The organism is Allobrachymonas chironomi DSM 19884 (assembly GCF_000374625.1).
GTDB classification, from domain to species: Bacteria; Pseudomonadota; Gammaproteobacteria; order Burkholderiales; family Burkholderiaceae_C; genus Brachymonas; species Brachymonas chironomi.
This window is the reverse complement of sequence record NZ_KB894776.1, coordinates 14,958-37,181: the sequence shown is the minus strand read 5'-3', so window position 1 is coordinate 37,181 and position 22,224 is coordinate 14,958. Positions and strand designations below refer to the sequence as shown.

General features: G+C 64.1%; 18 protein-coding genes. 7 read left to right on the top strand and 11 right to left on the bottom strand.

Annotation, left to right across the window (positions count from 1 at the left end; translation table 11 throughout):
- Nucleotides 1-45 precede the first annotated feature (45 nt).
- Genes C513_RS13290 through lptF form a run of 3 tightly spaced genes read right to left on the bottom strand, consistent with a single transcriptional unit; the run spans nt 46 to nt 2,695 of the window.
- Nucleotides 46-453: a sirohydrochlorin chelatase gene (locus C513_RS13290; protein WP_018716016.1), complete on the bottom strand. Its 408-nt coding sequence runs from the start codon at nt 451-453 to the stop codon at nt 46-48.
- Nucleotides 450-1,547 (bottom strand): LPS export ABC transporter permease LptG, encoded by a 1,098-nt coding sequence (gene lptG, locus C513_RS0110730; RefSeq protein ID WP_018716015.1) that lies wholly within the window; start codon nt 1,545-1,547, stop codon nt 450-452. The genes C513_RS13290 and lptG overlap by 4 nt, the downstream gene beginning before the upstream one ends.
- Entirely contained in the window at nt 1,544-2,695 is a 1,152-nt protein-coding gene (gene lptF, locus C513_RS0110725) for an LPS export ABC transporter permease LptF (protein ID WP_018716014.1), read from the bottom strand. The genes lptG and lptF overlap by 4 nt, the downstream gene beginning before the upstream one ends.
- 39 nt (nt 2,696-2,734) lie before the next feature.
- Here lptF and C513_RS0110720 point away from each other — a divergent pair, with 39 nt between their 5' ends.
- The 3 genes from C513_RS0110720 (at nt 2,735) to C513_RS0110705 (ending at nt 6,141) form a co-directional block, all read left to right on the top strand.
- On the top strand, nt 2,735-4,333 hold the full coding sequence (locus C513_RS0110720) for a leucyl aminopeptidase (protein WP_033395062.1): 1,599 nt from the start codon (nt 2,735-2,737) through the stop codon (nt 4,331-4,333).
- A gap of 2 nt (nt 4,334-4,335) precedes the next feature.
- Nucleotides 4,336-4,776 (top strand): DNA polymerase III subunit chi, encoded by a 441-nt coding sequence (locus C513_RS0110715; protein WP_026320768.1) that lies wholly within the window; start codon nt 4,336-4,338, stop codon nt 4,774-4,776.
- A 168-nt stretch (nt 4,777-4,944) separates the two neighbouring features.
- On the top strand, nt 4,945-6,141 hold the full coding sequence (locus tag C513_RS0110705; RefSeq protein WP_018716010.1) for a branched-chain amino acid ABC transporter substrate-binding protein: 1,197 nt from the start codon (nt 4,945-4,947) through the stop codon (nt 6,139-6,141).
- A gap of 111 nt (nt 6,142-6,252) precedes the next feature.
- On the opposite strand, the gene C513_RS0110700 is transcribed toward C513_RS0110705, so the two are convergent.
- The 6 genes from C513_RS0110700 to dapC form a co-directional block, all read right to left on the bottom strand.
- Nucleotides 6,253-6,774 carry a hypothetical protein gene (locus tag C513_RS0110700; RefSeq protein WP_018716009.1) on the bottom strand — a complete coding sequence of 174 codons (522 nt, stop codon included), beginning with the start codon at nt 6,772-6,774 and terminating at the stop codon, nt 6,253-6,255.
- A 61-nt stretch (nt 6,775-6,835) separates the two neighbouring features.
- Entirely contained in the window at nt 6,836-7,084 is a 249-nt protein-coding gene (locus C513_RS0110695; protein WP_026320767.1) for a GlsB/YeaQ/YmgE family stress response membrane protein, read from the bottom strand.
- Between the two features lie 103 nt (nt 7,085-7,187).
- Complete coding sequence (abc-f, locus tag C513_RS0110690; RefSeq protein WP_018716007.1) at nt 7,188-9,260, bottom strand: ribosomal protection-like ABC-F family protein; 2,073 nt, start codon at nt 9,258-9,260, stop codon at nt 7,188-7,190.
- Nucleotides 9,257-10,420, bottom strand: a complete 1,164-nt coding sequence (gene dapE, locus C513_RS0110685) for a succinyl-diaminopimelate desuccinylase (protein ID WP_018716006.1) — start codon at nt 10,418-10,420, stop codon at nt 9,257-9,259. Before dapE ends, abc-f begins: the two co-directional genes overlap by 4 nt.
- Before the next feature lie 91 nt (nt 10,421-10,511).
- Complete coding sequence (gene dapD, locus C513_RS0110680) at nt 10,512-11,336, bottom strand: 2,3,4,5-tetrahydropyridine-2,6-dicarboxylate N-succinyltransferase (RefSeq protein ID WP_018716005.1); 825 nt, start codon at nt 11,334-11,336, stop codon at nt 10,512-10,514.
- A 26-nt stretch (nt 11,337-11,362) separates the two neighbouring features.
- Nucleotides 11,363-12,574 carry a succinyldiaminopimelate transaminase gene (dapC, locus tag C513_RS0110675; protein WP_018716004.1) on the bottom strand — a complete coding sequence of 404 codons (1,212 nt, stop codon included), beginning with the start codon at nt 12,572-12,574 and terminating at the stop codon, nt 11,363-11,365.
- Between the two features lie 130 nt (nt 12,575-12,704).
- Between dapC and smc the strand changes: the two genes are divergently transcribed.
- From smc to C513_RS0110655, 4 genes are all read left to right on the top strand, one after another.
- Nucleotides 12,705-16,232 (top strand): chromosome segregation protein SMC, encoded by a 3,528-nt coding sequence (gene smc / locus C513_RS0110670; protein ID WP_026320766.1) that lies wholly within the window; start codon nt 12,705-12,707, stop codon nt 16,230-16,232.
- Nucleotides 16,233-16,264: 32 nt separating this feature from the next.
- Nucleotides 16,265-17,362, top strand: coding sequence for a cell division protein ZipA C-terminal FtsZ-binding domain-containing protein (locus C513_RS0110665; protein WP_018716002.1), 1,098 nt, complete (start codon nt 16,265-16,267; stop codon nt 17,360-17,362).
- Entirely contained in the window at nt 17,359-19,458 is a 2,100-nt protein-coding gene (gene ligA, locus C513_RS0110660; protein WP_018716001.1) for an NAD-dependent DNA ligase LigA, read from the top strand. Before C513_RS0110665 ends, ligA begins: the two co-directional genes overlap by 4 nt.
- 87 nt (nt 19,459-19,545) lie before the next feature.
- Nucleotides 19,546-21,057, top strand: a complete 1,512-nt coding sequence (locus C513_RS0110655) for a CYTH and CHAD domain-containing protein (protein WP_018716000.1) — start codon at nt 19,546-19,548, stop codon at nt 21,055-21,057.
- 46 nt (nt 21,058-21,103) lie between these two features.
- On the opposite strand, the gene C513_RS0110650 is transcribed toward C513_RS0110655, so the two are convergent.
- Both C513_RS0110650 and C513_RS14450 read right to left on the bottom strand, forming a co-directional pair.
- Nucleotides 21,104-21,973 carry a GIY-YIG nuclease family protein gene (locus C513_RS0110650; RefSeq protein ID WP_018715999.1) on the bottom strand — a complete coding sequence of 290 codons (870 nt, stop codon included), beginning with the start codon at nt 21,971-21,973 and terminating at the stop codon, nt 21,104-21,106.
- 13 nt (nt 21,974-21,986) lie between these two features.
- Nucleotides 21,987-22,199, bottom strand: a complete 213-nt coding sequence (locus C513_RS14450; RefSeq protein WP_018715998.1) for a ZIP family metal transporter — start codon at nt 22,197-22,199, stop codon at nt 21,987-21,989.
- Between the last annotated feature and the right edge of the window lie 25 nt (nt 22,200-22,224).

Sequence of the window (22,224 nt, the reverse complement as noted above, 5' to 3'; positions counted from 1 at the left end):
AAAATGCATGTTTTGAAGTGGTACTGCATTTTCCGAAAAATTTCTTCAGGCCTGGCCGATGTCCTGCAGGATTTCTGCGGTCAGCCAGTCGGCAAAGCTGTGGCGTTGCCCGATGCCAGGCTGCAAGTGTAACTGCAAATCCGGCTGCTCCTGCTGCAGCTGGCGCACCAGGGCGGGCAGATCTTCCAGCAGGTGGTTGCCGTTGCCAAGAAACAGCGGAATCACGTGCAGCTGGGTCACGCCATGCTGTCGTACCAACCGGCGTGCGGCTTCTGCCAGATCGGGCTGCTGCAGTTCCAGATAGGCGCGCTGCACCTGCAGTACGGGATCGCGTTGCTGCAGACGCTGTTCCAGCAGCTGCACCGTGTCGTCCCAGCCGGGGCGACGCGAACCATGACAGAACAGGATCACGCCGCAACGCTCCGCTGTCGGCTGGCCGGGTTGCGCGCTCATCGGTTGCGTACCAGCCAGGCAAAGGCCGCCAGCGAAATCGCGGTGTAGATCAGGCTGGGTGTCAGCGCCGCCAGCCAGGGCATCCAGCCGTTCACGTTGCCGATATAGCCGAACACGTTGTTCAGCAGGAAGAAGCTGATGCCGACGATGACGCCACCAAACACCGCTGACGAAATCGCGCCGGAGCGGAAATGCAGGTAGGCAAAGGGCAGCGCCAACATCATCATCACCAGGCAGCTGAACGGGTAGAACACCTTGTGCCAGAACTTGATCTGGTAGCTCTGCGCCGACTGCTTGTTGCTTTGCAGGTGGTTGATGTAGGTATACAGGTCCAGCGTGGACATGCGGTCCGGGTCCAGCAGCGCGGAAGACACCATGTCCTGGCGGATGGTGGTGGCCAGTGGCATGCTGTCCTGGATGGCGCGGTCCAGCTGCTGGCGCTCGTTGTCCGGGATTACCGTGCTGCGCTCGACCTGGCGCAGCTGCCAGTGCTCCCCTTCGAGGGTGGCCGATTCGGCACGGATCACTTCCTGCAGCAGACCCTGCGGATTGAAGTCGAAAATGCGTACCTGCCGCATTTCGCCGGTTGGCAGCAGCTCCTGCACGTTGACGATGCGGTCGTGATCGCCCAGGCGCTCCTTCATCCAGGCGCCGGTGCGGCCGGTGGTGAGCTTGCCCTCGATGGCGGCTTTCTGCTGCTGTGCCATGCGCTCCGAGGCCGGTGCCACATAATCGCCCAGCACGAAGGTGAGCACGGCAAAACCCAGGCCCAGCCAGAGCAGGGTGCGCAAGGCCTGTGCCGGACTCAGGCCGCTGGTGCGCAGAATGGTGAATTCGGACGATTGCGCCATGCTGGACATGACGTAGATGCTGCCGATCAGCACCGTGATGGGCAGCAGCTCGTAGGCGTGGCTGGGCAGCAGCAGGCCGACGTAGAGCATGGCACTGCTCGGGCTGTAGTCGTGGTTGTTGCGGCCGGCAAAGGACAGTTCGCTGACGGTATCAAAAAAGAAGAACAGTGCCAGAAAGCCGATCGAGACGAACAGCACGGCCAGCAGGATCTGGCGGTAGATATAGCGTTGTGACACCCTCATGCCGCCACCTCCGCACGGGCGCCACGCCGGCGCAGCCAGCCGCCCAGTGTCCATTGCTGCTGGCGCTTGTAGAGCCAGAGCAGGGCGAACAGGAACACGCCGCCATGCAGCACCAGCAGTGTCGGCAGCATGCCGGCCTTGTCCATGCTGATGTAGTCGCTGGCATAGTTGAGCAGGTTGTAATAGATGACGAAGATCATCAGGGCCAGCAGCACACCACCACTGCGCGAGGAACGCACGTTCAGATTGGTGGAGGCCACGGCCAGCAGCACCAGGTTGAGCGCGGCCAGACCCATGCCCAGTCGCCAGCCCAGTTCGCCCTGGAAGCGCGGTACGTCAATGCCGAACAGGACCGGCGTGGAGACCATGCGCGGATTGGCGCGCAGCAACGCATCACGGTTGTTCAGGTCGATGCCGCCGGACTGTGCCTGCTGTTCGCTGATGCGCATGCCGTATTCACCGAAATGACTGATGGTGAGAGTCTGGTCCTGGTTGATTTCGGTGCTCTGGCCGTCATTCAGCACGGCAAAGGCGCCATCCTCGCGCTGTTCGATCCTGCCGCTGCGTGCGGTGATCACGGTTTCGGTATCGTCCTTGCGCGTGAACACGAACAGCTTGCTGGCGTTCTCGATCTGGCCGCTGCCACGGGTGTTGCGGTCATCATCCACGTACAACACGCGTGAGCCATCGGACGACTCCTGGAACTGGCCGGGGGCGATGCGCTCGATGTCGCCGCGTGTCTGGTAGCGGCTCAGCAATTCCTCGGTCTGGGCATTGGCCCAGGGCCAACCGAACAGCGACAGCGCCATGATCAGCAGCACGATCGGCAGCGAGAAGGTGAAAATCGGCCGCAACAGGTTGAACATGCTCTGTCCGCTGGAGAACCAGACGGCCATTTCGCTGTCGCGGTACATGCGCGTCAGCGTGGAGACGACGCAGATGAACATGCTGAGCGTGAGCAGCACGTGAAAATAGGCCAGCGTCGAAAAGCCCAGGATCAGGGCGACTTCGGACGGGCCGATGGCACCCTTGCTGGCATATCGCAGGGCACGGATCAGCATCATCGTGAGCACGATGATGAGGAGCACGAACAGCGTGGCCCCGAAACTGCGGGCCAGTTCGCGCCGGATGGAAGTTTGGAATAACATTGGCGTTGCGCTAAAGCCTCAACTCAAACCGACATTATGATGAATTTTTCTCTTGCATCTGCCAATCCCCTGACCCAGGACGCCGAACTGGGTGATGTCCTGATCCTGCTGGCCGCTGACGGCCTGGACCTGGGAGAGCCGCTGCAGGCCGGATTGTCCCTGCTGGTCAAGCGGGCTCTGGCAGCCGGCCACTGGAGCACCGATTCCGGCAAGCGCCTGTCGCTGTACCTGCCCGAATCGCGCCCGGCGGCGCGGGTGGAGCTGCTGGGTATCGGTGACGGTGCGCCGGCCAGAATCCGGGATGCCCTGGCTAAGCTGGTCAAGGAGTTGGCGGTGGATCCGCTCAAGCTGGCTGTCTGCTTTGCCCAGGACGCCACAGACGCCCAGTGGACGGCGGCCATGACGGCTATTGCGGCCGGCGGCCATGTCTATGGCACGACCAAGCCCAGCGCCAGGGGCGGCCTGAAGAAGGTACTGCTTGGCGCACCCAATGCGGCTACCCGCAAGAGCTCGCTGGCGTATGGCAAGGCATTGGTGGCCGGCATGACGCTTGCCAGGGAGTGGGCCAACCGCCCGGGCAACCATGCCACGCCGGGCATGCTGGGAGACGTGGCGCGCCATATCGCGGCCCAGGCCCGCAAGGACGGAGGCCACGGCCAGCTTGAATGCGAGGTGCTGGAGCAGAAGCAGATCGAGAAGCTCGGCATGGGGTCTTTCCTGTCCGTAGCCAAGGGCTCGGATGAAGCACCACGCTTCATCGTGCTGCGCTACGAAGGCGCCGATGACAGCCAGCGCCCGCTGGTGTTTGTCGGCAAGGGCATCACCTTTGACAGCGGTGGCATCTCGCTCAAGCCGGGGGCCGGCATGGACGAGATGAAGTTCGACATGGGCGGTGCCGCCAGCGTGCTGGGCCTGTTCGAATCGCTGCGCCTGCTGCGCCCCAAGATCAATGTGGTAGGCCTGATTCCGACCTGCGAGAACATGCCGAGCGGCCGTGCGCTCAAGCCGGGCGATGTGGTGCAAAGCATGAGCGGCCAGACCATCGAGATCCTGAACACCGATGCCGAGGGTCGCCTGATCCTGTGCGATGCGCTGACCTATGCCGAGCGATTCCAGCCGCAGGCGGTGGTGGATATTGCCACCCTGACCGGCAACTGCGTGCTGGCACTGGGCCATCTGCGCAGCGGCCTGTTCAGCACCAACGATGTGCTGGCCCACGAACTGCAGCGCGCTGCCGATGAAAGCTCCGACCTGTGCTGGCGCATGCCGATGGATGATGTCTATGGCAAGGACCTGAAGTCCAATTTTGCTGATATGGCCAACGTGGCGGGCCGCCTGGCCGGCGCGATTTCTGCCGCCAAGTTCCTGGAGCGCTTTACCGGCCGCTATCCGTGGGCGCACCTGGACATTGCCGGTACAGCCTGGGACGAAGGCGCGGCCAAGGGCGCGACCGGGCGTCCGGTGCCGCTGCTGCTGCAGTTTGCACTCAACATGGCAGAGCAGCCGGTGGACTTCGGTCCGTCCGTGGCACAGCAGCAGAGCCAAGCCGACAAGGTCGCCGCTCCGTCCAGGACAGCGAAGACCGGCAAGGTGGCGAAGGCTGCTCCGCGCAGCAAGAGCGGCAAGCGCGCGGGTTGAACGTGACCGAGGTTGCCTTTCATTTCAATATTCCGGAGCGCTTGCGCTATGTAAGCCGTCTGCTGCGCAAGGCCGTGGCGCATTCGGAATCGGTGGTGCTGGTGGCTGCCCCCGAGGTACTGCAGCAGGTCGATCATCTGCTGTGGCAGTTGGCGCCGACCGAGTTCATCGGCCATTGCCTGCTGGCGCAGCCGGAGCAGGCGCAATCGCCCGAAGCGCGCCATGCGCGCCTGTGGCTGATGTCCGATGTCAGCCAGTGCGAACGTCACGATGTGCTGGTCAGCCTGCTGCCCGAGGTGCCGGCCGGTTTCGAGCAGTTTGCGCGCCTGATCGAGGTGGTCACGCTGGACGAGCAGGACCGCGCCCAGGCCCGTTTGCGCTGGAAGCACTACACCAGCCGGGGTTACCAGATCGTGCGCCACGATGTGCAGGTGCGCGGCTGAGGCAGGGGTGGACAGCAGCCTGCGGCGAATCGGTGTTTTCCCTTGAGCTTGACGTCTGGCTGAAAAATGGAAAAGGGTCTGGCTACAATTTTTTTCAACAGCCAGATCGAGACAGTCTGCATTCCGTGGATGTCGGCGGCTGCCATCCTTGTGTAATGGGAGAGCTCCATGCAATTTGAACTCCGTCTGAGCGTAGCCGCCGTCCTCGCAGCCAGTGCCGTGCTGGCAGCCTGTGGCCAGAAAACCGAAACCCCGGCAGCGCCTGCCGCCAGCGGAGGCAATGCTGCAGCAGCGCCTGCGGCTGATGCCCAGGTCGTCAAGCTGGCCTCCGTGGCACCCATGTCGGGCAGCCAGGCCCACTACGGCAAGGACAATGCCAACGGCGTGCTGATGGCCGTGGATGACCTGAATCAGCAGGGTGTCACGATTGGCGGCAAGCCGGTGCGCTTCGAGGCGGTGGTGGAAGATGATGCCGCCGACCCCAAGCAGGGCACGGCCGTGGCGCAAAAGCTGTGTGACTCCAAGGTCAACGGCGTGGTCGGTCACCTGAACTCCGGCACCACCATTCCGGCATCCAAGATCTACAACGACTGTGAGCTGCCGATGGTCACGGGTGCCGCCACCAACCCGGCGCTGACCAAGAACGGCTACAAGACCACCTTCCGCATCATCGCCAACGACAACACGCTGGGCGCGGCGCTGGCCAACCAGGCCAAGGCTTTCGGCCTGAAGCGCGTTGCCGTGATCGATGACCGTACCGCCTATGGCCAGGGCCTGGCCGAGGTATTTGCCGCGGTGGCCAAGCAGAATGGCATCGAGGTGGTGAGCCAGCAGTTCACCAATGACAAGGCGACCGACTTCATGGCGATCCTGACAGCGGTCAAGGCCCAGAACCCGGATGGCATCTTCTACGGCGGCATGGATGCCCAGGCCGGCCCGATGTTGCGCCAGATGGAGCAGCTCGGCCTGACAACGCAGAAGTACTTTGGCGGTGACGGCATCTGCACCACCGAACTGGCCAAGCTGTCCGGTGGCTCCAAGCCGCTGCTGAACGTGGTCTGCGCCGAAGGCGGTGCCTCGCTGACCAAGATGCCGGGTGGCCTGGCCTGGCGCGAGCGCTACGAAAAGGCCTTCCCGGGCCAGTTCCAGATCTACAGCCCCTACACCTATGACGCCACGATGCTGATCGTGGATGCCATGAAGCGGGCCAATTCGGCTGATCCCAAGGTCTACCTGGCCCAGTTGGCGGCTTCGGATTACGCTGGCGTGACCTCCAAGATCAGCTTTGACGAAACTGGCGACATGAAGAATGCGCCCAGCACGCTGTACCAGTATGTGGATGGCAAGAAGAAAGCCATGGACTGATGCCGGGCTGAAACCGAAACCCTGATGGCAGCAGGCCACCCGTCACGGGTGGCCTGTTTTGTCTTGGGGTACTGCTGATGCGTGTGGCGGCCCGGACACAAACGGCGCAGCTCAGTCCTCGGCACTGGCCGCCAGGCCGGAAGGCGGGGGCGGCGGCTCTATCAGCTTGCAGCTGCTGGGCACTTCGGGCGACAGCGTGACGACCTGCTGCAGCGACAGCACCCCATCGTATTCGACAGCATAGCCATCGGTGGCCTGGCCGGCGGAGACAGCGCGGATTTCGGCGTAGATCGGCTGGTAGGCTTCGTTGGCCTTGTCGGCCTTGTCGATCGCCATGTCTTCCAGCGGGGCGAGCTGCTCCGGTTCGCCATCAAGCCAGAAGGTCTGGTTGGTATTGCAGGGCGAGAAGGTCTCGACCTGCGGTCCCCAAAAGAACACGCCCTGCATCAGCGGAGCATCGGCTGCAGCGGCCGTACTGGCAGCGGTTGCCGCAAGCGCACTGGCAGCCGACGCCGGGGGCGCAGCTGCATCGGTGCCGGGCTGGCAGGCCGACAGCAGCAATGCCAGCACGGGAGTGGTCAGCAGCAGGCTGCTGCGGGCAGGCGAACGGAACATGAGAATGGTATGTGACATGAAAAAAGGGGCCGAAGCCCCTGCAACTATATACCAGCAGCGCGGCTTGCCGCGCCCGGCATCAGCGCTTCTTGGTAACCAGACCGTACAGGTACAGCACGATGATGGCACCGATGATGGAGGCGATCCAGCCGGCGGCATCACCCGGGCCGTACAGACCCAGCATGGAGCCCAGGAAATTGGCCACGGCAGAACCCACAATACCCAGCACGGTAGTCATCAGGAAACCGAGGCTGTCGTTGCCCGGCTTCAGGGCGCGGGCCAGCAGGCCGACGATAAAACCGACGATGATGATGGAAATGATTTGCATCATGAGAAAAAACTCCCTGGTTGGTTGTCAATGGCGTCATCCTAACCGTAAATCTTGACAGTCCTGTGCCAGACAAGCGCTTGCAGCCGTGTCAGACTGTGATTTATGTCTCCTGCTGGGCGGCTTCCAGGGCCTCCAGCTGCTCCGACACCTCCAGCCATTCCATTTCGGCTTCATCGAGCCCATCCGTGACCTGCTTGAGCTGGCGGCCGGCATCGGCAATCGCCTGCGGTTCCAGCGGCTGGCAGAGTTCGGCCTCCAGACGCTCCTTGTCGGCGCGCAGCTTGTCGATGTCTTTTTCGAGTTGCTGCTGGCGCTTGGCCAGCGGGCGGCGCTGCTCCAGGTACTGTTGGCGGCGTGCGGCCTGCAGCTTGCGCTGCTCGGCACCGCTGAGGGCGGGCTTGCTGTCGGCATCGGCCGTTGCGCTGCTGTTGCCGGCGTTCAGCTGTTCGCGGCGCTGCCGCGCCACTTCCTGCAGGTAGCGTTGGTAATCGTCCAGGTCGCCATCAAAGGGGCGGATGCCGCCTTCGCCAACCAGCCAGAAATCGTCGCAGACAGCACGCAGCAGGGCGCGGTCGTGGCTGACCAGCATCACCGTGCCTTCGAAGCTGTTGAGCGCCATTGCCAGCGCCTCGCGCGTGACCAGATCCAGGTGGTTGGTGGGTTCGTCCAGCAGCAGCAGGTTGGGGCGCTGCCAGACCAGCATCGCCAGTACCAGGCGCGCCTTTTCGCCGCCGCTCATGCTGCCCACGGCCTGGTGCACCATGTCGCCGGCAAACTGGAAGCTGCCGAGAAAGTTGCGCAAGTCCTGTTCGCGGCCGGCCTGGGCTGCCAGGTCCGGATGCTCGCGCGCCAGCCGGGTCATGTGACCGAGCGGGTGGTCGTCGAGCTGCAGCACGTCGAGTTCCTGCTGGGCAAAATAGCCCAGGCGCAGGCCCTTGCCTTCGGTGATGCGGCCGGCCAGCAGCGGCAGCGCATGGGCAATCGTCTTGACGAAGGTGGACTTGCCCTGGCCGTTGGCTCCCAGCACGCCAATGCGCTGGCCGGCCAGTACCGACAGGTGGATGCCTTGCAGGATCACCTTGTCCTGCCCGGTGATGGGAGGCAGGGCCTCGCCGCTGTGCAGCTGGTGCTGGTGCAGTTGCTGGCTGGTGCTGAAATCCTGCAGTTCGCTGTCGACTTCGGCTGGTGTGATGTGGGCCGCACCACGGTAGCCAAAAGCGGCATCGCGTACCGCCAGCATCGGGTTGGGCAGTTGCGGCGGCTCCTGGAACTCGAAGGTGAAATCGGCGCTGGTGAGAACCGGAGCCAGTTTTTCCATGCGTTCCAGCGCCTTGACGCGGCTCTGGGCCTGCTTGGCCTTGGTGGCCTTGGCCTTGAAGCGGTCAATGAACTGCTGCAGATGGGCGATTTTTTCCTGCTGGCGCGTGTAGGCCGCCTGCTGCAGCACGATGCGTTCCGCACGCTGCTCCTCGAAGGCGGTGTAGTTGCCACTGTAGCGCGCCAGCTGGGCGTGTTCCACATGCACCGTGACCTGGGTGATGGCATCCAGGAATTCTCGGTCGTGGCTGATCACCAGCAGCGTGCCGGGATAGCGCTTGAGCCAGCTTTCCAGCCAGACCAGGGCGTCCAGGTCCAGGTGGTTGGTCGGTTCGTCCAGCAGCAGCAGGTCGCTGGGGCACATCAGCGCGCGCGCCAGCTGCAGGCGCATGCGCCAGCCGCCGGAGAAGCTGTTGACCGGACGTTCCAGTTCGTCGATCTGGAAGCCGAGTCCCAGGATCAGTGCCTGGGCGCGGGCGCGGGCATCGTGCGCGCCGGCATCGGCCAGCAAGCTGTGCGCGTGGGCGATCGCCATGCCGTCGCCGCTGGCATCGGCTTGCGTCAGGGCGGCCTGGGCTTCCTGCAGCCGGGTATCGCCGCCGAGCACGAAGTCGGTGGCGCTATCGCCGGTTTCGGGCATGTTCTGCGCCACTTCGGCCATGCGCCAATGCGCCGGCACGGTGACATCGCCGGCATCTTCATGCAGGCGTCCCTGCAGCAGGCTGAACAGGCTGGACTTGCCGCAGCCGTTGCGGCCGACCAGGCCAACGCGCTCGCCGGGGTTGATGGTCACGGAGGCCTTGTCGAGCAAGACCTTGGTGCCGCGCTGCAGCACCACATCCTGTAGCACGATCATGTGTCGATGCCCTCCGACAGGTTTTCCAGCAGGCGGCGGTAAATGTTCTTGAGCGGCTCGATGTCCTGCAGCGCGATGTGCTCATCGATCTTGTGGATGCTGGCGTTGGGCGGGCCGAGCTCGATCACCTGCGGACAGATCTGCGCGATGAAGCGGCCATCGCTGGTGCCGCCGCTGGTGGACAGCTCGGTTTCCAGCCCGGTTTCGTCGCGGATCGCCTGCTGCGCCGCCTGTACCAGATCGCCGGGCGGGGTCAGGAAGGGCAGGCCGCTGATGCTCCAGTCCAGGCTGTATTCCAGGCCATGCTGTTGCAGCACGGCCTCGACACGCTGCTGCAGACGCTCCGGCGTGGATTCGGTGCAGAAGCGGAAGTTGAAGTCGATCACCACCGAACCGGGAATGATGTTGCTGGCTCCGGTGCCGCCGTGGATATTGCTGATCTGCCAGCTGGTGGGCGGAAAGAAGGCATTGCCGGCATCCCAGGTGATGGCGGCCAGCTCGGCCAGCGCCGGCGCGACCTGGTGGATCGGGTTGCGCGCCAGCTGCGGATAGGCGATATGACCCTGAATGCCGTGCACGGTCAGGCGGCCGCTCATGCTGCCACGGCGGCCATTCTTGATCATGTCGCCGGTTTGCCTGACGGCCGTGGGTTCGCCCACCAGACAGTAATCGATGCGGGTGCCGCGCTGCTGCAGGGTGCGGCAGACGATCACGGTGCCATCGTGCGCCGGGCCTTCCTCGTCACTGGTGAGCAGAAAGCCGATGTTGAGCGGCGTGTCCGGCTGCTGCTGCAGGAATTCGCGCACCGCCACCACCATGGCGGCGAGCGAGGTTTTCATGTCGCTGGCACCACGGCCATAGAGCTTGCCGTCGCGCCGGGTCGGCTCGAACGGCGCGCTGCTCCACTGCTCCAGTGGGCCGGTCGGCACCACATCGGTATGGCCGGCCAGCACCAGCGTCTTGCCGGCAGCGCCCAGCCGGCCGGTGCGTAGCGCCCACAAGTTGCTGACGCGGAAATCGTCCGGGCCGCTGTCGATGCGTTCGCAGCCGAAGCCGAGCGGTTCCAGCTGGCTGACCAGCAGCGGCAGGCAGCCGGCATCGTCCGGCGTGACAGAGGGCAGGCGGATCAGGTCTTCGGAAAGGGCGAGGGTGTCGGACATGGAAATCCTGCAGAAAGGCAGTGGTTTGCCGGAAAAAAACAGGGGCGTGCACGGCCTGGCCGGCACGCCCGCAGGCCTGTGGCAGCGGAAATCAGTCGCGCAGCAGATCGTTCAGGCTGGTCTTGGCGCGGGTCTGGGCATCCACCCGCTTGACAATGACGGCAGCATACAGGCTGTAGCGGCCACCGTCCTTGGGCAGCGAGCCGCTGATCACCACCGAGCCGGCCGGTACGCGGCCATAGCTGATTTCGCCGGTGGCGCGATCATAAATGGGCGTACTCTGGCCAATATACACGCCCATGCTGATCACGGAGTTTTCTTCCACGATCACGCCTTCGACGATCTCGGAGCGCGCGCCGATAAAGCAGTTGTCCTCGATGATGGTCGGCTTGCCCTGCAGCGGCTCCAGCACGCCGCCCAGACCGACGCCACCGCTCAGGTGGACATGCTTGCCGACCTGCGCGCAGCTGCCGACAGTGGCCCAGGTGTCGACCATGGAGCCCTCATCGACGTAGGCACCAATGTTGACGTAGGAGGGCATCAGGATTGCGCCCGGCGCGATGTAGCTGCCGCGACGCGCCACGGCCGGCGGCACCACGCGCACACCGCTGGCCTGCAGCTCGTTGTCGCTCATGCGACCGAACTTGGTCGGCACCTTGTCGTAAAAAGCCAGGTCACCGGCGCGCATCAGCACGTTGTCCTGCAGACGGAAGCTCAGCAGCACGGCCTTCTTGATCCACTGGTGCACCGTCCATTTGCCGACATCCTCGCGTGTGGCAACGCGCAGCTTGCCATTGTCCAGCTCTGCCAGCACATGCTCCACGGCGTCCACGATTTCCTTCGGGGCGGAGGAGGGGCTGATGTCGGCGCGGCTTTCCCAGGCGTTTTCGATGATGGTTTGCAGTTGGGTCGTCATGGGGAGTTCCTGTCAGGACGGAAAAATCAGGGATGGTGTCCCTGGACAAAGGCCCGGATGCGGTGTGCCGCTTCCAGGCAGGGTTCGGTTTCGGCCACCAGGGCCATGCGGATGCGGCCGGCACCCGGATTGTGGCCACGCGCCTCGCGGGCCAGATAGCTGCCGGGCAGTACCGTCACGTGGTAGTGCTGGTACAGGGCACGGGCAAAGGCTTCGTCCGAGCCGCCACAGCTCTGTCCGATACCGGCCCAGAGGTAGAAGCCGGCATCAGGCAGGCCTACGTCCAGCACGTCAGACAGCAGCGGCGTGACCTGGGCGAACTTGTCGCGGTACTGGCGACGGTTGTCGGTGACATGGGCTTCATCGCTCCAGGCGGCGGCGCTGGCGCGCTGCACCACCGGGCTCATGGCGCAACCGTGGTAAGTGCGATAGAGCAGAAAGGATCGGATCAGTTCGGCATCGCCGGCCACAAAGCCGCTGCGCAGGCCCGGCACATTGCTGCGCTTGGACAGGCTGGTGAACATCAGCAGCTTGCGGAAGTCATGTCGGCCCAGGCGCATGGCTGCTTCCAGGCCGCCCAGCGGGGCATCATCACGGAAATAAATCTCGCTGTAGCACTCGTCCGAGGCCATCACGAAGCCGTAGCGATCCGACAGCGCAAACAGCTTGCGCCATTCTTCCAGCGGCATCACAGCCCCGGTGGGATTGCCGGGCGAGCAGACGAACAGCAGCCGGGTGCGCTGCCAGACGTCGTCCGGCACGCTGTCCCAGTCCACGGCAAAATTGCGCTCCGGCAAGCTGGGCGCGTACCAGGGGGTGGCCCCGGCCAGCAGGGCGGCACCTTCGTAGATCTGGTAGAAGGGATTCGGGCACAGCACGATGGCGTCGGCAGCGGGATCGATCACGGTCTGGGCGAAGGCAAACAGCGCCTCGCGCGAGCCGTTGACGCTCAACACCTGCGTGAGCGGATCGAGTTGCACACCATAACGGCGCTGCAGCCAGTGGGCGCAAGCCTCGCGCAGCAGCGCTTCTCCGGCAGTGGCCGGATAGCCGGCCAGGCCCGGCTGGCCCAGGGTGGCATCGCACAGGGCCTGTTTCAGGAACGGCGGGGTGGGGTGTCTGGGTTCGCCGATGCCCAGGCTGATGGGGGAATAGTCCGGGTTGGGCGTGATGCCGTCGAACAGCTGGCGCAAGCGCTCGAAGGGATAGGGTTGCAGCAGTCGCAGGCGGGGGTTCATGGTTGCACGGTTGGCAGTCCGCCGCATGGGACGGCGGGGGGAACAGGTATGATGCGTTTTTTTCCGACTCTGTATTGTAAGAGCCCGGGTGCCGCTCGCTGAACGGTACGCGGATTTTGCGCCTGACAACGTGCGACTGAATTCGATCAAGCTTTCCGGCTTCAAGTCCTTTGCCGAACCGACCCATTTCGAGCTGCCCGGGCAGCTGGTGGGCGTGGTCGGACCCAATGGCTGCGGCAAGTCTAACATCATGGATGCGGTGCGCTGGGTGCTGGGCGAGAGCAAGGCCAGCGAGTTGCGCGGCGAATCGATGCAGGACGTGATCTTCAACGGCACGACCTCGCGCAAGCCGGCTTCGCGCTCGTCGGTGGAGCTGGTGTTTGACAATGCGGACCACCGCGCCGGTGGCCAGTGGAGCCAGTTCACCGAGATCGCGGTGAAGCGCGTGCTCACGCGCGAGGGCGGCAGCAGCTACTTCATCAACAACCAGCCGGTGCGCCGCCGCGATGTGCAGGACGTGTTCCTGGGCACCGGCCTGGGGCCGCGCGCCTACGCCATCATTGGCCAGGGCACGATCAGCCGCATCATCGAGAGCCGGCCCGAGGAAATGCGCCTGTTCCTGGAGGAGGCAGCGGGTGTCAGCAAGTACAAGGAGCGCCGCCGCGAGACGGAAAACCGGCTGAACGACACGCGCGAGAATCTGACGCGGGTGGAAGACATCCTGCGCGAGCTCGACAGCAACCTGAGCCGGCTGGAAAAACAGGCCGAGGTGGCAGAAAAATACCACCAGCTGCAGGCTACGGGTACGCGCCGGCTGCATCAGATGTGGTACCTGAAGCGTGCCAACGCCGCTGTTGACCAGGGCAAGGTGCTGGCCGAGGCCGAGGCCGCCCGCAATGCACTGGAAGAGCGCATGGCCGAGGTGCGCAGCACCGAAGCCGGGCTGGAAAGTATTCGCCAGGCGCACTATGCCGCCGGTGATCAGGTCAATCTGGCGCAGGGCAAGCTGTACGAGGCCACGGCCGAAGTCGGCAAGCTCGAAGCCGAGATCCGTTTTGTGACAGAAAACCGCCAGCGTGCCGAACTGCGCTTGCAGCAGTTGCAGGAACAGATCACGCACTGGGACGAGCGCCGCCTGGAAGCCGAGGCCGAACAGGAAGGTCTGGCAGCACAGGACATGGAATCGGAAGAGCGCGAGGCGATCCTGCAGGCGCAGGTCGAGGAGCAGTCCATGCAGCTGCCGGCGCTGGAAGAAGCCTTGCGTCACAGCCAGCAGCGCAGCAACGAACTGCGCGCCAGCGTCAGCCAGGTGCAACAGCAGATCCAGGTACTGGCCGCAGAGCAGCGCAGTATCGAGGAGCAGCTGCGCCAGCAGAACCAGCGTCGCGAGCGCCTGCTGGGCGATCGCAAGGCGCTGGCCGCCCCGGAAGAAGCGCGCCTGCTGCAGATGGAGACGCAGCTGGCCAGCAGCAGCGAGCAGCTGGAGCTGGTCCAGGCCCGATGGGCCGAGCTGCAGGATCAGGTGCCGCAGCTGGACGAACAGCGCCGCCATGCCCAGCAGGGCCTGAACAGCGAATCGGGCAAGCTGGCCGACCTGACGGCACGACTGGAAGCGCTCAAGGCACTGCAGGAAAAACTCAAGACCGACGGCAAGCTCGCGCCCTGGCTGCACAAGCACGGGCTGGACGGCATGCAGCGCCTGTGGTCGCGGCTGCAGGTCGAATCCGGCTGGGAAAACGCCATCGAGGCGGCGCTGCGCGAGCGCATGGGCGCGCTGGAGGTATCGCGGCTGGACAGCATTCGCGCCTTTGCCAGCGATGCGCCTCCGGCCAAGCTGGGCTTTTACAGCCTGCCGCAGGCGACCGCGATCACGGCATCTGGTGCGGTGGCGCTGCCGGCCCTGATCGACAAGGTGCGCGTGCACGATGCCGGTCTGCAGGGCTTGCTGGCCGAATGGTTGCACGGCTGCTACGCGGCCGCCACGCTCGACGAGGCGCTGGCGCAGCGCCAGCAGTTGGCGCCAGGGCAACGGATTCTGGTGCGCGCCGGCCATGCCGTGAGCGCGCACAGCGTGGATTTCTACGCCCAGGACAGCGAACAGGCCGGCCTGCTGGCGCGCGCCCACGAGATCGATAACCTGGACAAGGCCCTGCGTGCCCGGCAGCTGATCCACGAAGAAGCGCGGCTGGCCTTGTCGCGCGCCGATGCCGCCTATGCCGATGCCAGCCAGCGTCTGGCCAGCGTGCGCCGCGAGGCCGCCGATGCACAATCGGCGCATCACGCGCTACAGGTGGAGCAGCTGCGCTTGCAGGAGCAGTCCGAACAGATGCGTGCGCGCAGCGCCCAGATCGGTGCCGACCTGGAAGAAATCGATGCGCTGCTGGAAGAGCTGCAAATCCGCCGCGCCACTGCCGAAGGCCGCTTCGAGGAACTCGACATGCAGCTGGCCGATGTGCAGGAGCGCCATGCCCAGTCCGAGGATCAGGTGATGGCTGCCGAGCGCAAGCTGTCGGACAGCCGCGAGCAGCAGCGCAGCCTGGAGCGTTCGGCGCAGGAGGCGGTGTTTGCGCGCCGCAGCCTGCAATCGCGCGCGGCCGAGTTGCAGCGCACCCTGGCCACGGCCAGCCAGCAGGCGCAAGCACTGCAGGCCCAGCTGGAACAGGCGCGCCAGGATCTGCAGGCCATGACGGCCGATCAGGCGCAGGACGGCCTGCAGGACGCGCTGGAGCGCAAGGCCGAGCGCGAGCTGGATCTGGCGGCCCGCCGCAGCCAGTATGAAGATCTGAGCGCCCGATTGCGCGCCAGCGACGAGCGCCGCCTGACGCTGGAGCGCGAGCTGGACCCGCTGCGCCAGCGCATCACCGAATTGCAGTTGAAGGAGCAGGCGGCACGCCTTGGCGTGGAGCAGTTCAGCCAGTCGCTGCAGGAAGCCGAGGCCGATGAGGCAGCCATCGCGCAAGGGATCGAGGAAGAAGGCGTCAAGCTGCAGGGGCTGCAGGGCGAGATCGACCGCATCCAGCGCGAGATTGCCGGCCTGGGCGCGGTCAACCTGGCCGCCATGGACGAGCTGGTCAGCGCACGCGAGCGCAAGACCTTTCTGGATGCGCAGTCGGCAGACCTGCTCGATGCCATCACCACGCTGGAAGATGCGATCCGCAAGATCGACGGCGAAACACGCGAACTGCTGGGATCGACCTTTGACACCGTCAACGAACACTTTGGCCGCATGTTCCCCGAACTGTTTGGCGGTGGTCAGGCCAGGCTGATCATGACCGGCGATGAAATCCTCGACTCCGGCGTGCAGGTAATGGCACAGCCGCCCGGCAAGAAGAACCAGACGATTCACCTGCTCTCGGGGGGTGAGAAGGCGCTGACCGCGATCGCGCTGGTGTTTGCCATTTTCCAGCTCAATCCGGCCCCGTTTTGTCTGCTGGACGAGGTGGATGCGCCGCTGGACGATGCCAACACCGAACGCTATGCCCGGCTGGTGACGCGCATGAGCGCCGAAACGCAATTCCTGTTCATCAGCCACAACAAGATTGCCATGGAAATGGCCAGACAGCTGATTGGCGTGACGATGCAGGAGCAGGGCGTGTCACGCATCGTTGCGGTAGATATGGAATCGGCTGTCTCCATGGCCGATTCCGAGCCGGTTTGACCTAAGATACGGCCAAGTCATACGGAAATCCCATGAGTTACTCCCTACAAATCGGTCTGGCGGCAACAGGTGGCGTGGTGCTGGCAGGCCTGGTACTGCACAACGTGCTGCAGGCACGCAAGGCGCGTCCGCGCAAGGCCGAGCCCGAAACCGCCACGCCGCTGCATGAAACCGCCGATGCCGGCGCCATCGTGCCCGGCGAAGCCGAGCGCCAGGAACCGCAACTGGGCGATGCCGCCACGCTGGCCGCCGATGAGGCCGCCACCCCAATCACGCTGCAGGTACCGGTCCACCAGGAGCGCCGCCTGATGCTGGATCCGCTGCTGGATGCGCTGGCACCGATCCTGCTTGATGAGGGCGCGCTGGTCTCCGGCGATGCCGCCTTGTCGGCCCTGCCGGCGACACGCCGCGTGGACAACAAGCCGTTTGCGGTGGAAGGCCGTCTCAAGGACTCCGGCGAGTGGGAATACCCGCAGCCCGGCCACTTGTACAACGGCTTCCAGGCCGGCGTGCAGCTGGCCAACCGCAGTGGCGCACTGAACGACATCGGTTTTTCCGAATTCACGCTCAAGGCGCAGGATTTTGCCGATGCCATCAATGGCTCTGCGCGCATCCCCGACATGCGCAACGAGGTGCATCGCGCACGCGAACTGGACCAGTTTGCCGCCAGCCACGATGCGCGTCTGCACTTTGTGCTGCGTGCACGACAGGCCGCCTGGAGCATTGGCTACCTGCAGCAGACCGTGGCGCGCCACGGTTTCGTGCCGGGGGCCTTGCCGGGCCGTCTGGTGCTGCCGTCCGCCACCGAAGGCGCAGCCCCGTTGCTGAGCCTGGAATACGACACCCAGGCAGCGCTGGCCGAAGACCTGGAGCAATCCGCCATTTACGAGACGCTGCTGGGTCTGGAAGTCACGCATGTTCCCGCCGAGGAACGTCCATTTGCACGCATGTGCGAGATCGCGCTGCAGCTGGCCGAAGACATGGGCGGCAATGTCACCGACGGCAATGGCATCCGCATCATGCCGGAATCGATGGAGAAGATTGCGCAGGAGCTCGAAGGCCTGTACCAGGAGCTGGATGCGCACGGTTTTCCGGCCGGTTCCGACCTGGCGCGCCGCCTGTTCTCATGAGCACGCCCGACCTGTTCGGGGCGCAGCCCGATCCGCTGCTGCAGGCGCGCGAGCGTGCCGCAGCCCTGCGTGCGCAGTTGCACCACCATGCCTATCTGTACTACACGCTGGCCGCGCCCGAACTGCCCGATGCCGAGTACGACCGCCTGTTCCAGGAGCTGCAGACGCTGGAGCAGCAGTATCCGGAGTTGCTGACTGCCGATTCGCCCACCCAGCGGGTGCTGGGACAGCTGTTGCCGGGCTTTGCCGCTGTGCGCCATGCCGTACCCATGCTGTCGATCCGCACCGAGACCGATACCGAAGCCAGCGGCGTCACCACCTTTGATGCACGGGTGCGCAAGGAGCTGGGCCTGACGCCGGCAGAGCCTCCGGTCGAGTACGCGGCCGAGCTCAAGTTTGACGGCCTGGCGGTCAACCTGCGCTACGAGCAGGGCGTGCTGGTGCAGGCCGCAACCCGGGGCGATGGTGAAACCGGCGAAGACATCACGCAGAACGTGCGCACCATCCGCCAGATTCCGCTGCGCCTGCGCGGCGAGGCGCTGCCGGCAGTGCTGGAAGTGCGCGGCGAAGTCTATATGCGGCGCGATGCCTTCGAGGCGCTGAACGAACGTCAGCGCGAGAAAATCGCCCGCGGTGCCAGGAACGAGAAAACCTTTGTCAACCCGCGCAACGCCGCCGCCGGCTCGCTGCGCCAGCTGGATCCGGCCATCACCGTGCAGCGCCCGCTGAGTTTCTATGCCTACGCCTGGGGCGAGGTGCAGGGCTGGGAGGCCATGCCCGACAGCCACAGCGGTGTGCTCGATGCCTTTGCGGCCTTCGGCCTGCCGGTGTCCCAAGAACGTGTGGTCAGCCAGGGCCCGCAGGGCCTGATCGCCTTTCACCAGCAGATTGCCGAACGTCGTGACAGCCTGCCGTTCGATATCGACGGCGTGGTCTACAAGGTCAACCGCATCGCCTTGCAGCGCCAGCTCGGTTTTGTCAGCCGCGAACCGCGCTGGGCCGTGGCGCACAAGTACCCGGCGCAGGAAATGCTGACCGTGGTGCGCGATATCGACGTGCAGGTGGGCCGTACCGGCAAGCTGACGCCGGTAGCCAAGCTGGAACCGGTGTTCGTGGGCGGCGTGACTGTCACCAACGCCACGCTGCACAACCAGGAAGAGGCCAATCGCAAGGATGTGCGCATTGGCGACACCGTGGTGGTGCGTCGCGCCGGCGACGTGATTCCCGAGGTGGTGTCGGTGGTGCTGGAGCAGCGCCCCGAGGGCACAGTGCCGTTTGCCATGCCCGATGCCTGCCCGGTCTGCGGCAGCGCCGTGGCGCGGGAAGAGGGTGAGGTCGATACCCGCTGCACTGCCGGCATCTACTGCAGCGCACAACGCAAGCAGGCGGTGCTGCACTTTGCCCAGCGCCGCGCGCTGGACATTGAAGGTCTGGGCGACAAGCTGGTGGAGCAGTTGGTGGATGGCGAAATCATCCACAGCCTGCCCGATCTGTACACGCTGCAGCTGGACACCTTGTCCGGGCTGGAACGCATGGGCGAGAAATCTGCGCACAACCTGCTGGATGCGCTGGAAAAGAGCAAATCCACCACGCTGGCCCGCTTTGTCTACGGCCTGGGCATCCGCCATGTGGGCGAAACCACGGCCAAGGACCTGGCACGCCACTTTGGCAGCCTCGATGCCCTGCTGCAGGCCGATGAGGCAGCGCTGCTGCAGGTACCCGATGTGGGGCCGGTAGTGGCTGACAGCCTGCTGCGCTTCCTGGCCGAGCCGCACAACCGCGAAGTACTGGAACGCCTGCGTGCGCTGGGTGTGCATTGGCCGGAATCGGCAGGCGAGGCGGCTGCCCTGGCCAGCGCCAGCCCGTTGGCCGGCAAGACCTTTGTGCTGACCGGCACGCTGCCTTCCATGGGCCGCGACGAGGCCCGGGAACTGCTCGAAGCCGCCGGCGCCAAGGTCACCGGCAGCGTGAGCAAGAAGACCGATTACGTCGTCGCCGGGGCGGAAGCCGGCAGCAAGCTGGACAAGGCACAGACACTGGGCATCCCGGTGCTGGACCAGCAGGGCATGCTGGATCTGCTGGCGCAGCAGGGCTGAGCCAGCTCGCTTGTCATCATTCACAAGGGCTTTCGTGATAGCCTTGTCCTTTGCGACAAACCATTGTGACAGGAGAAAGGGATCGCCATGGATCAGGAAATTGAACTCTGTCTGGCCTTGCCGGCAGAGCTGAACGCTGCCTTTATCCAGAAGCTGCCCAAATTGCTGCCCGCCGCCGGCAAGGCGGTACAGCAGGATCTGCTGAGCATTTATTACGATACGCCGAACATGGACCTGCAGCGCCGCGAGATGGGGCTGCGCCTGCGCCAGAAGGGCGAGCAGTGGATCCAGACCGTGAAGTACGGCCAGAGTGCCGGTGGCGGCTTGAATGCGCGTGCCGAGTTCGAGCACATCACGCATGGCCCGGCGCTGGAGCTGGCGAATATCGCCGATCTGGACGCGCGCAACTTCCTGTGCGATGACAAGATCGCCACGCGCCTGCAGCCGGCATTCACCACGCGCATCCAGCGCACGCTGTGGGAGGTGGAGGACAAGCAGGGCAATATCGTCGAGATTGCGCTGGACATCGGCCATATCTCCTGCGATGACCGCAGCACCGTGGTGAACGAGGTCGAGGTCGAACTCAAGCAGGGCAGGATCGAGGCGGTGTTTGGCGTGGCGCTGACGCTGGCCAAGGCGTTTCCGCTGCTGCCGCAGCCGCGCAGCAAGGCCGAGCGCGGTTCGCGCCTGTTCACGCAGACACCGATCAAGCCGGAAGGGGCCAAGCTGCCCGAGCTGTTACCCGACATGACGCCGGTCGAGGCGCGCCGCCTGATCAAGATGGAATGCCTGCGCCACCTGCAGGCCAACCTGCCGTGGGTAGGCCAGGGCGATGACATGGAATTCATCCACCAGGCGCGCGTGGCGATTCGCCGCATGCGCTCGGCCAACAAGGCGTTTTCCGCGCTGCCGGATGATGCCACCTGGAACCGTCTGGAAACCGGCCTGCAGTCTCTGGCCCAGATGCTGGGGGATGTGCGTGACCGCGATGTGCTGGTACACGAAACCCTGGCGCGCATCGAGCCGGCCTTTGAAGGCAAGATTCCGCTGCATGTGGTGCAGCAGGCACTGCTGCAGCAACGCGAGGAGCTGATCCAGAAGGTGCGCACGACGATGCATTCGCCGCGCATCGGCACGCTGCTGCTGCATCTGCTGGCCTGGCTGCATGTGGACCATCCGGAAGACGCGGCCGCCGAAGGCGTGACGCTGAAGGATTTTGCCCATGCCGCGCTGGACAAGCGCCTGTCGGCGGTGGAAAAGTACGCCAAGCGCTGGGAGAAGCTGGACGAACCCGAACGCCATACGCTGCGCAAGCATGTGAAGAAACTGCGCTACAGCGCCGAATTCTTCTCCAGCCTGTACCCGGCCGCGCGCGTGAAGAAATTCCTGGGCTCCTACCGCGACGTGCAGGAAGCGCTGGGCCTGATGAACGACGCCGTGGTCAGCCGCGAATTGCTGCAGCAACTGGCGGTGCAGCAACCGGCTACGGCGTTTGCCGCGGGTGCAGCGGCTGGCTGGGAAGAGCGCATTGGCTATCTGGCCGTGGAAGAAATCATGCCGGCGCTGCAAGAGATGCGTGGGGCGAAGGTGTATTGGTAAGGCGGTAAACCGAGAGATTCACCGGCCTTCCGTATCACCGAAGAGTTCACGGCAGTGGGGCTTGACGCTTCACTGCATCCAGCGTCCTGCCTTCTTCATCTTTCCACTCTTGCCAGCCATTGGCTGTACGTCCCAGTATGGCCGCTGCTGCCATGCTGGGCGAGCGGAATAGATGGTCTTTGGTAAAGATCACGGTATCTCCTACCGCCTTCATGACCCCATCTTCCAGTAGCTTGTCCCGAAGATTGGCGGTACTGGTTCCCCTGATTGAGGGGACATGGCTTTTGCGGCCAACCGAGCCTGTCAACACGACAAAACCCTCTTCGGTATACAGCCCTCGACCCTGGGTTCCGCCAGATTTGCAATAGAAATATTCTTCTGGCTCATCCGGCTTGCTTGTTTGCACCAATGGGTCAAACATCGGATACCCCAAGGTAGCGAGCAGGATTTGCCCCGTTTCGAATATTTCGTGGCAATCGGCTTCCATGGGAGCAGGCGTGTAGGGGCGTGACCCTGCATTGCCGTTCAAATCAGAGTAGCGATCAATCTTGCGAATCGTCTGAAGGCTGTGCCATTCCAGAAACAGGGCATGTGTCTGGGTCAGGGAGTTGGTGCGGGAAATCATGACCAGCGCGCGCTCCCAGAAATCTTTCTGCGTGTCATGCCCTTTGAGACGCGTCTGCAGGTCACCCGATTGACCCACATAGACTTGTGGCTCACTACCGTCTTCCGGCTTTGAAACCAGGTAATAAACGCCTACCTGTTGACTTTCCGGCATCTTCAGGAAGTCAGCCAGCAGCTTTCTCGGGATGTCAAATACCTGGACGATACGTGTCGTTATTTCAGCGACGCGAATGCCTGTTGGACTACCGCCTGGCAGAAAAATCTGGATGGTTTTGGGAGTTGGTTTTGTCATGGTTGCTATATGCTCAGCCTTGCCCCAGCAACTGGATACACCAGAATGTCAGGAAGCCACCAAACAGGATCAGCGTGAAGTAGGACTTTTCTTCCACTTCGTGGGCCTCCATCAGCAGCTCTTCGGTTACCAGATAGAGCAGAGCCGCGGCACTGAAGGACAGGACGGTGCCGATGGTGTCGTGCGAGACTTGCGCCAGCAGCAGGCTGCCGGCCGGAGGCTCCACAACTTGAGGCCGTACATGAACAAGC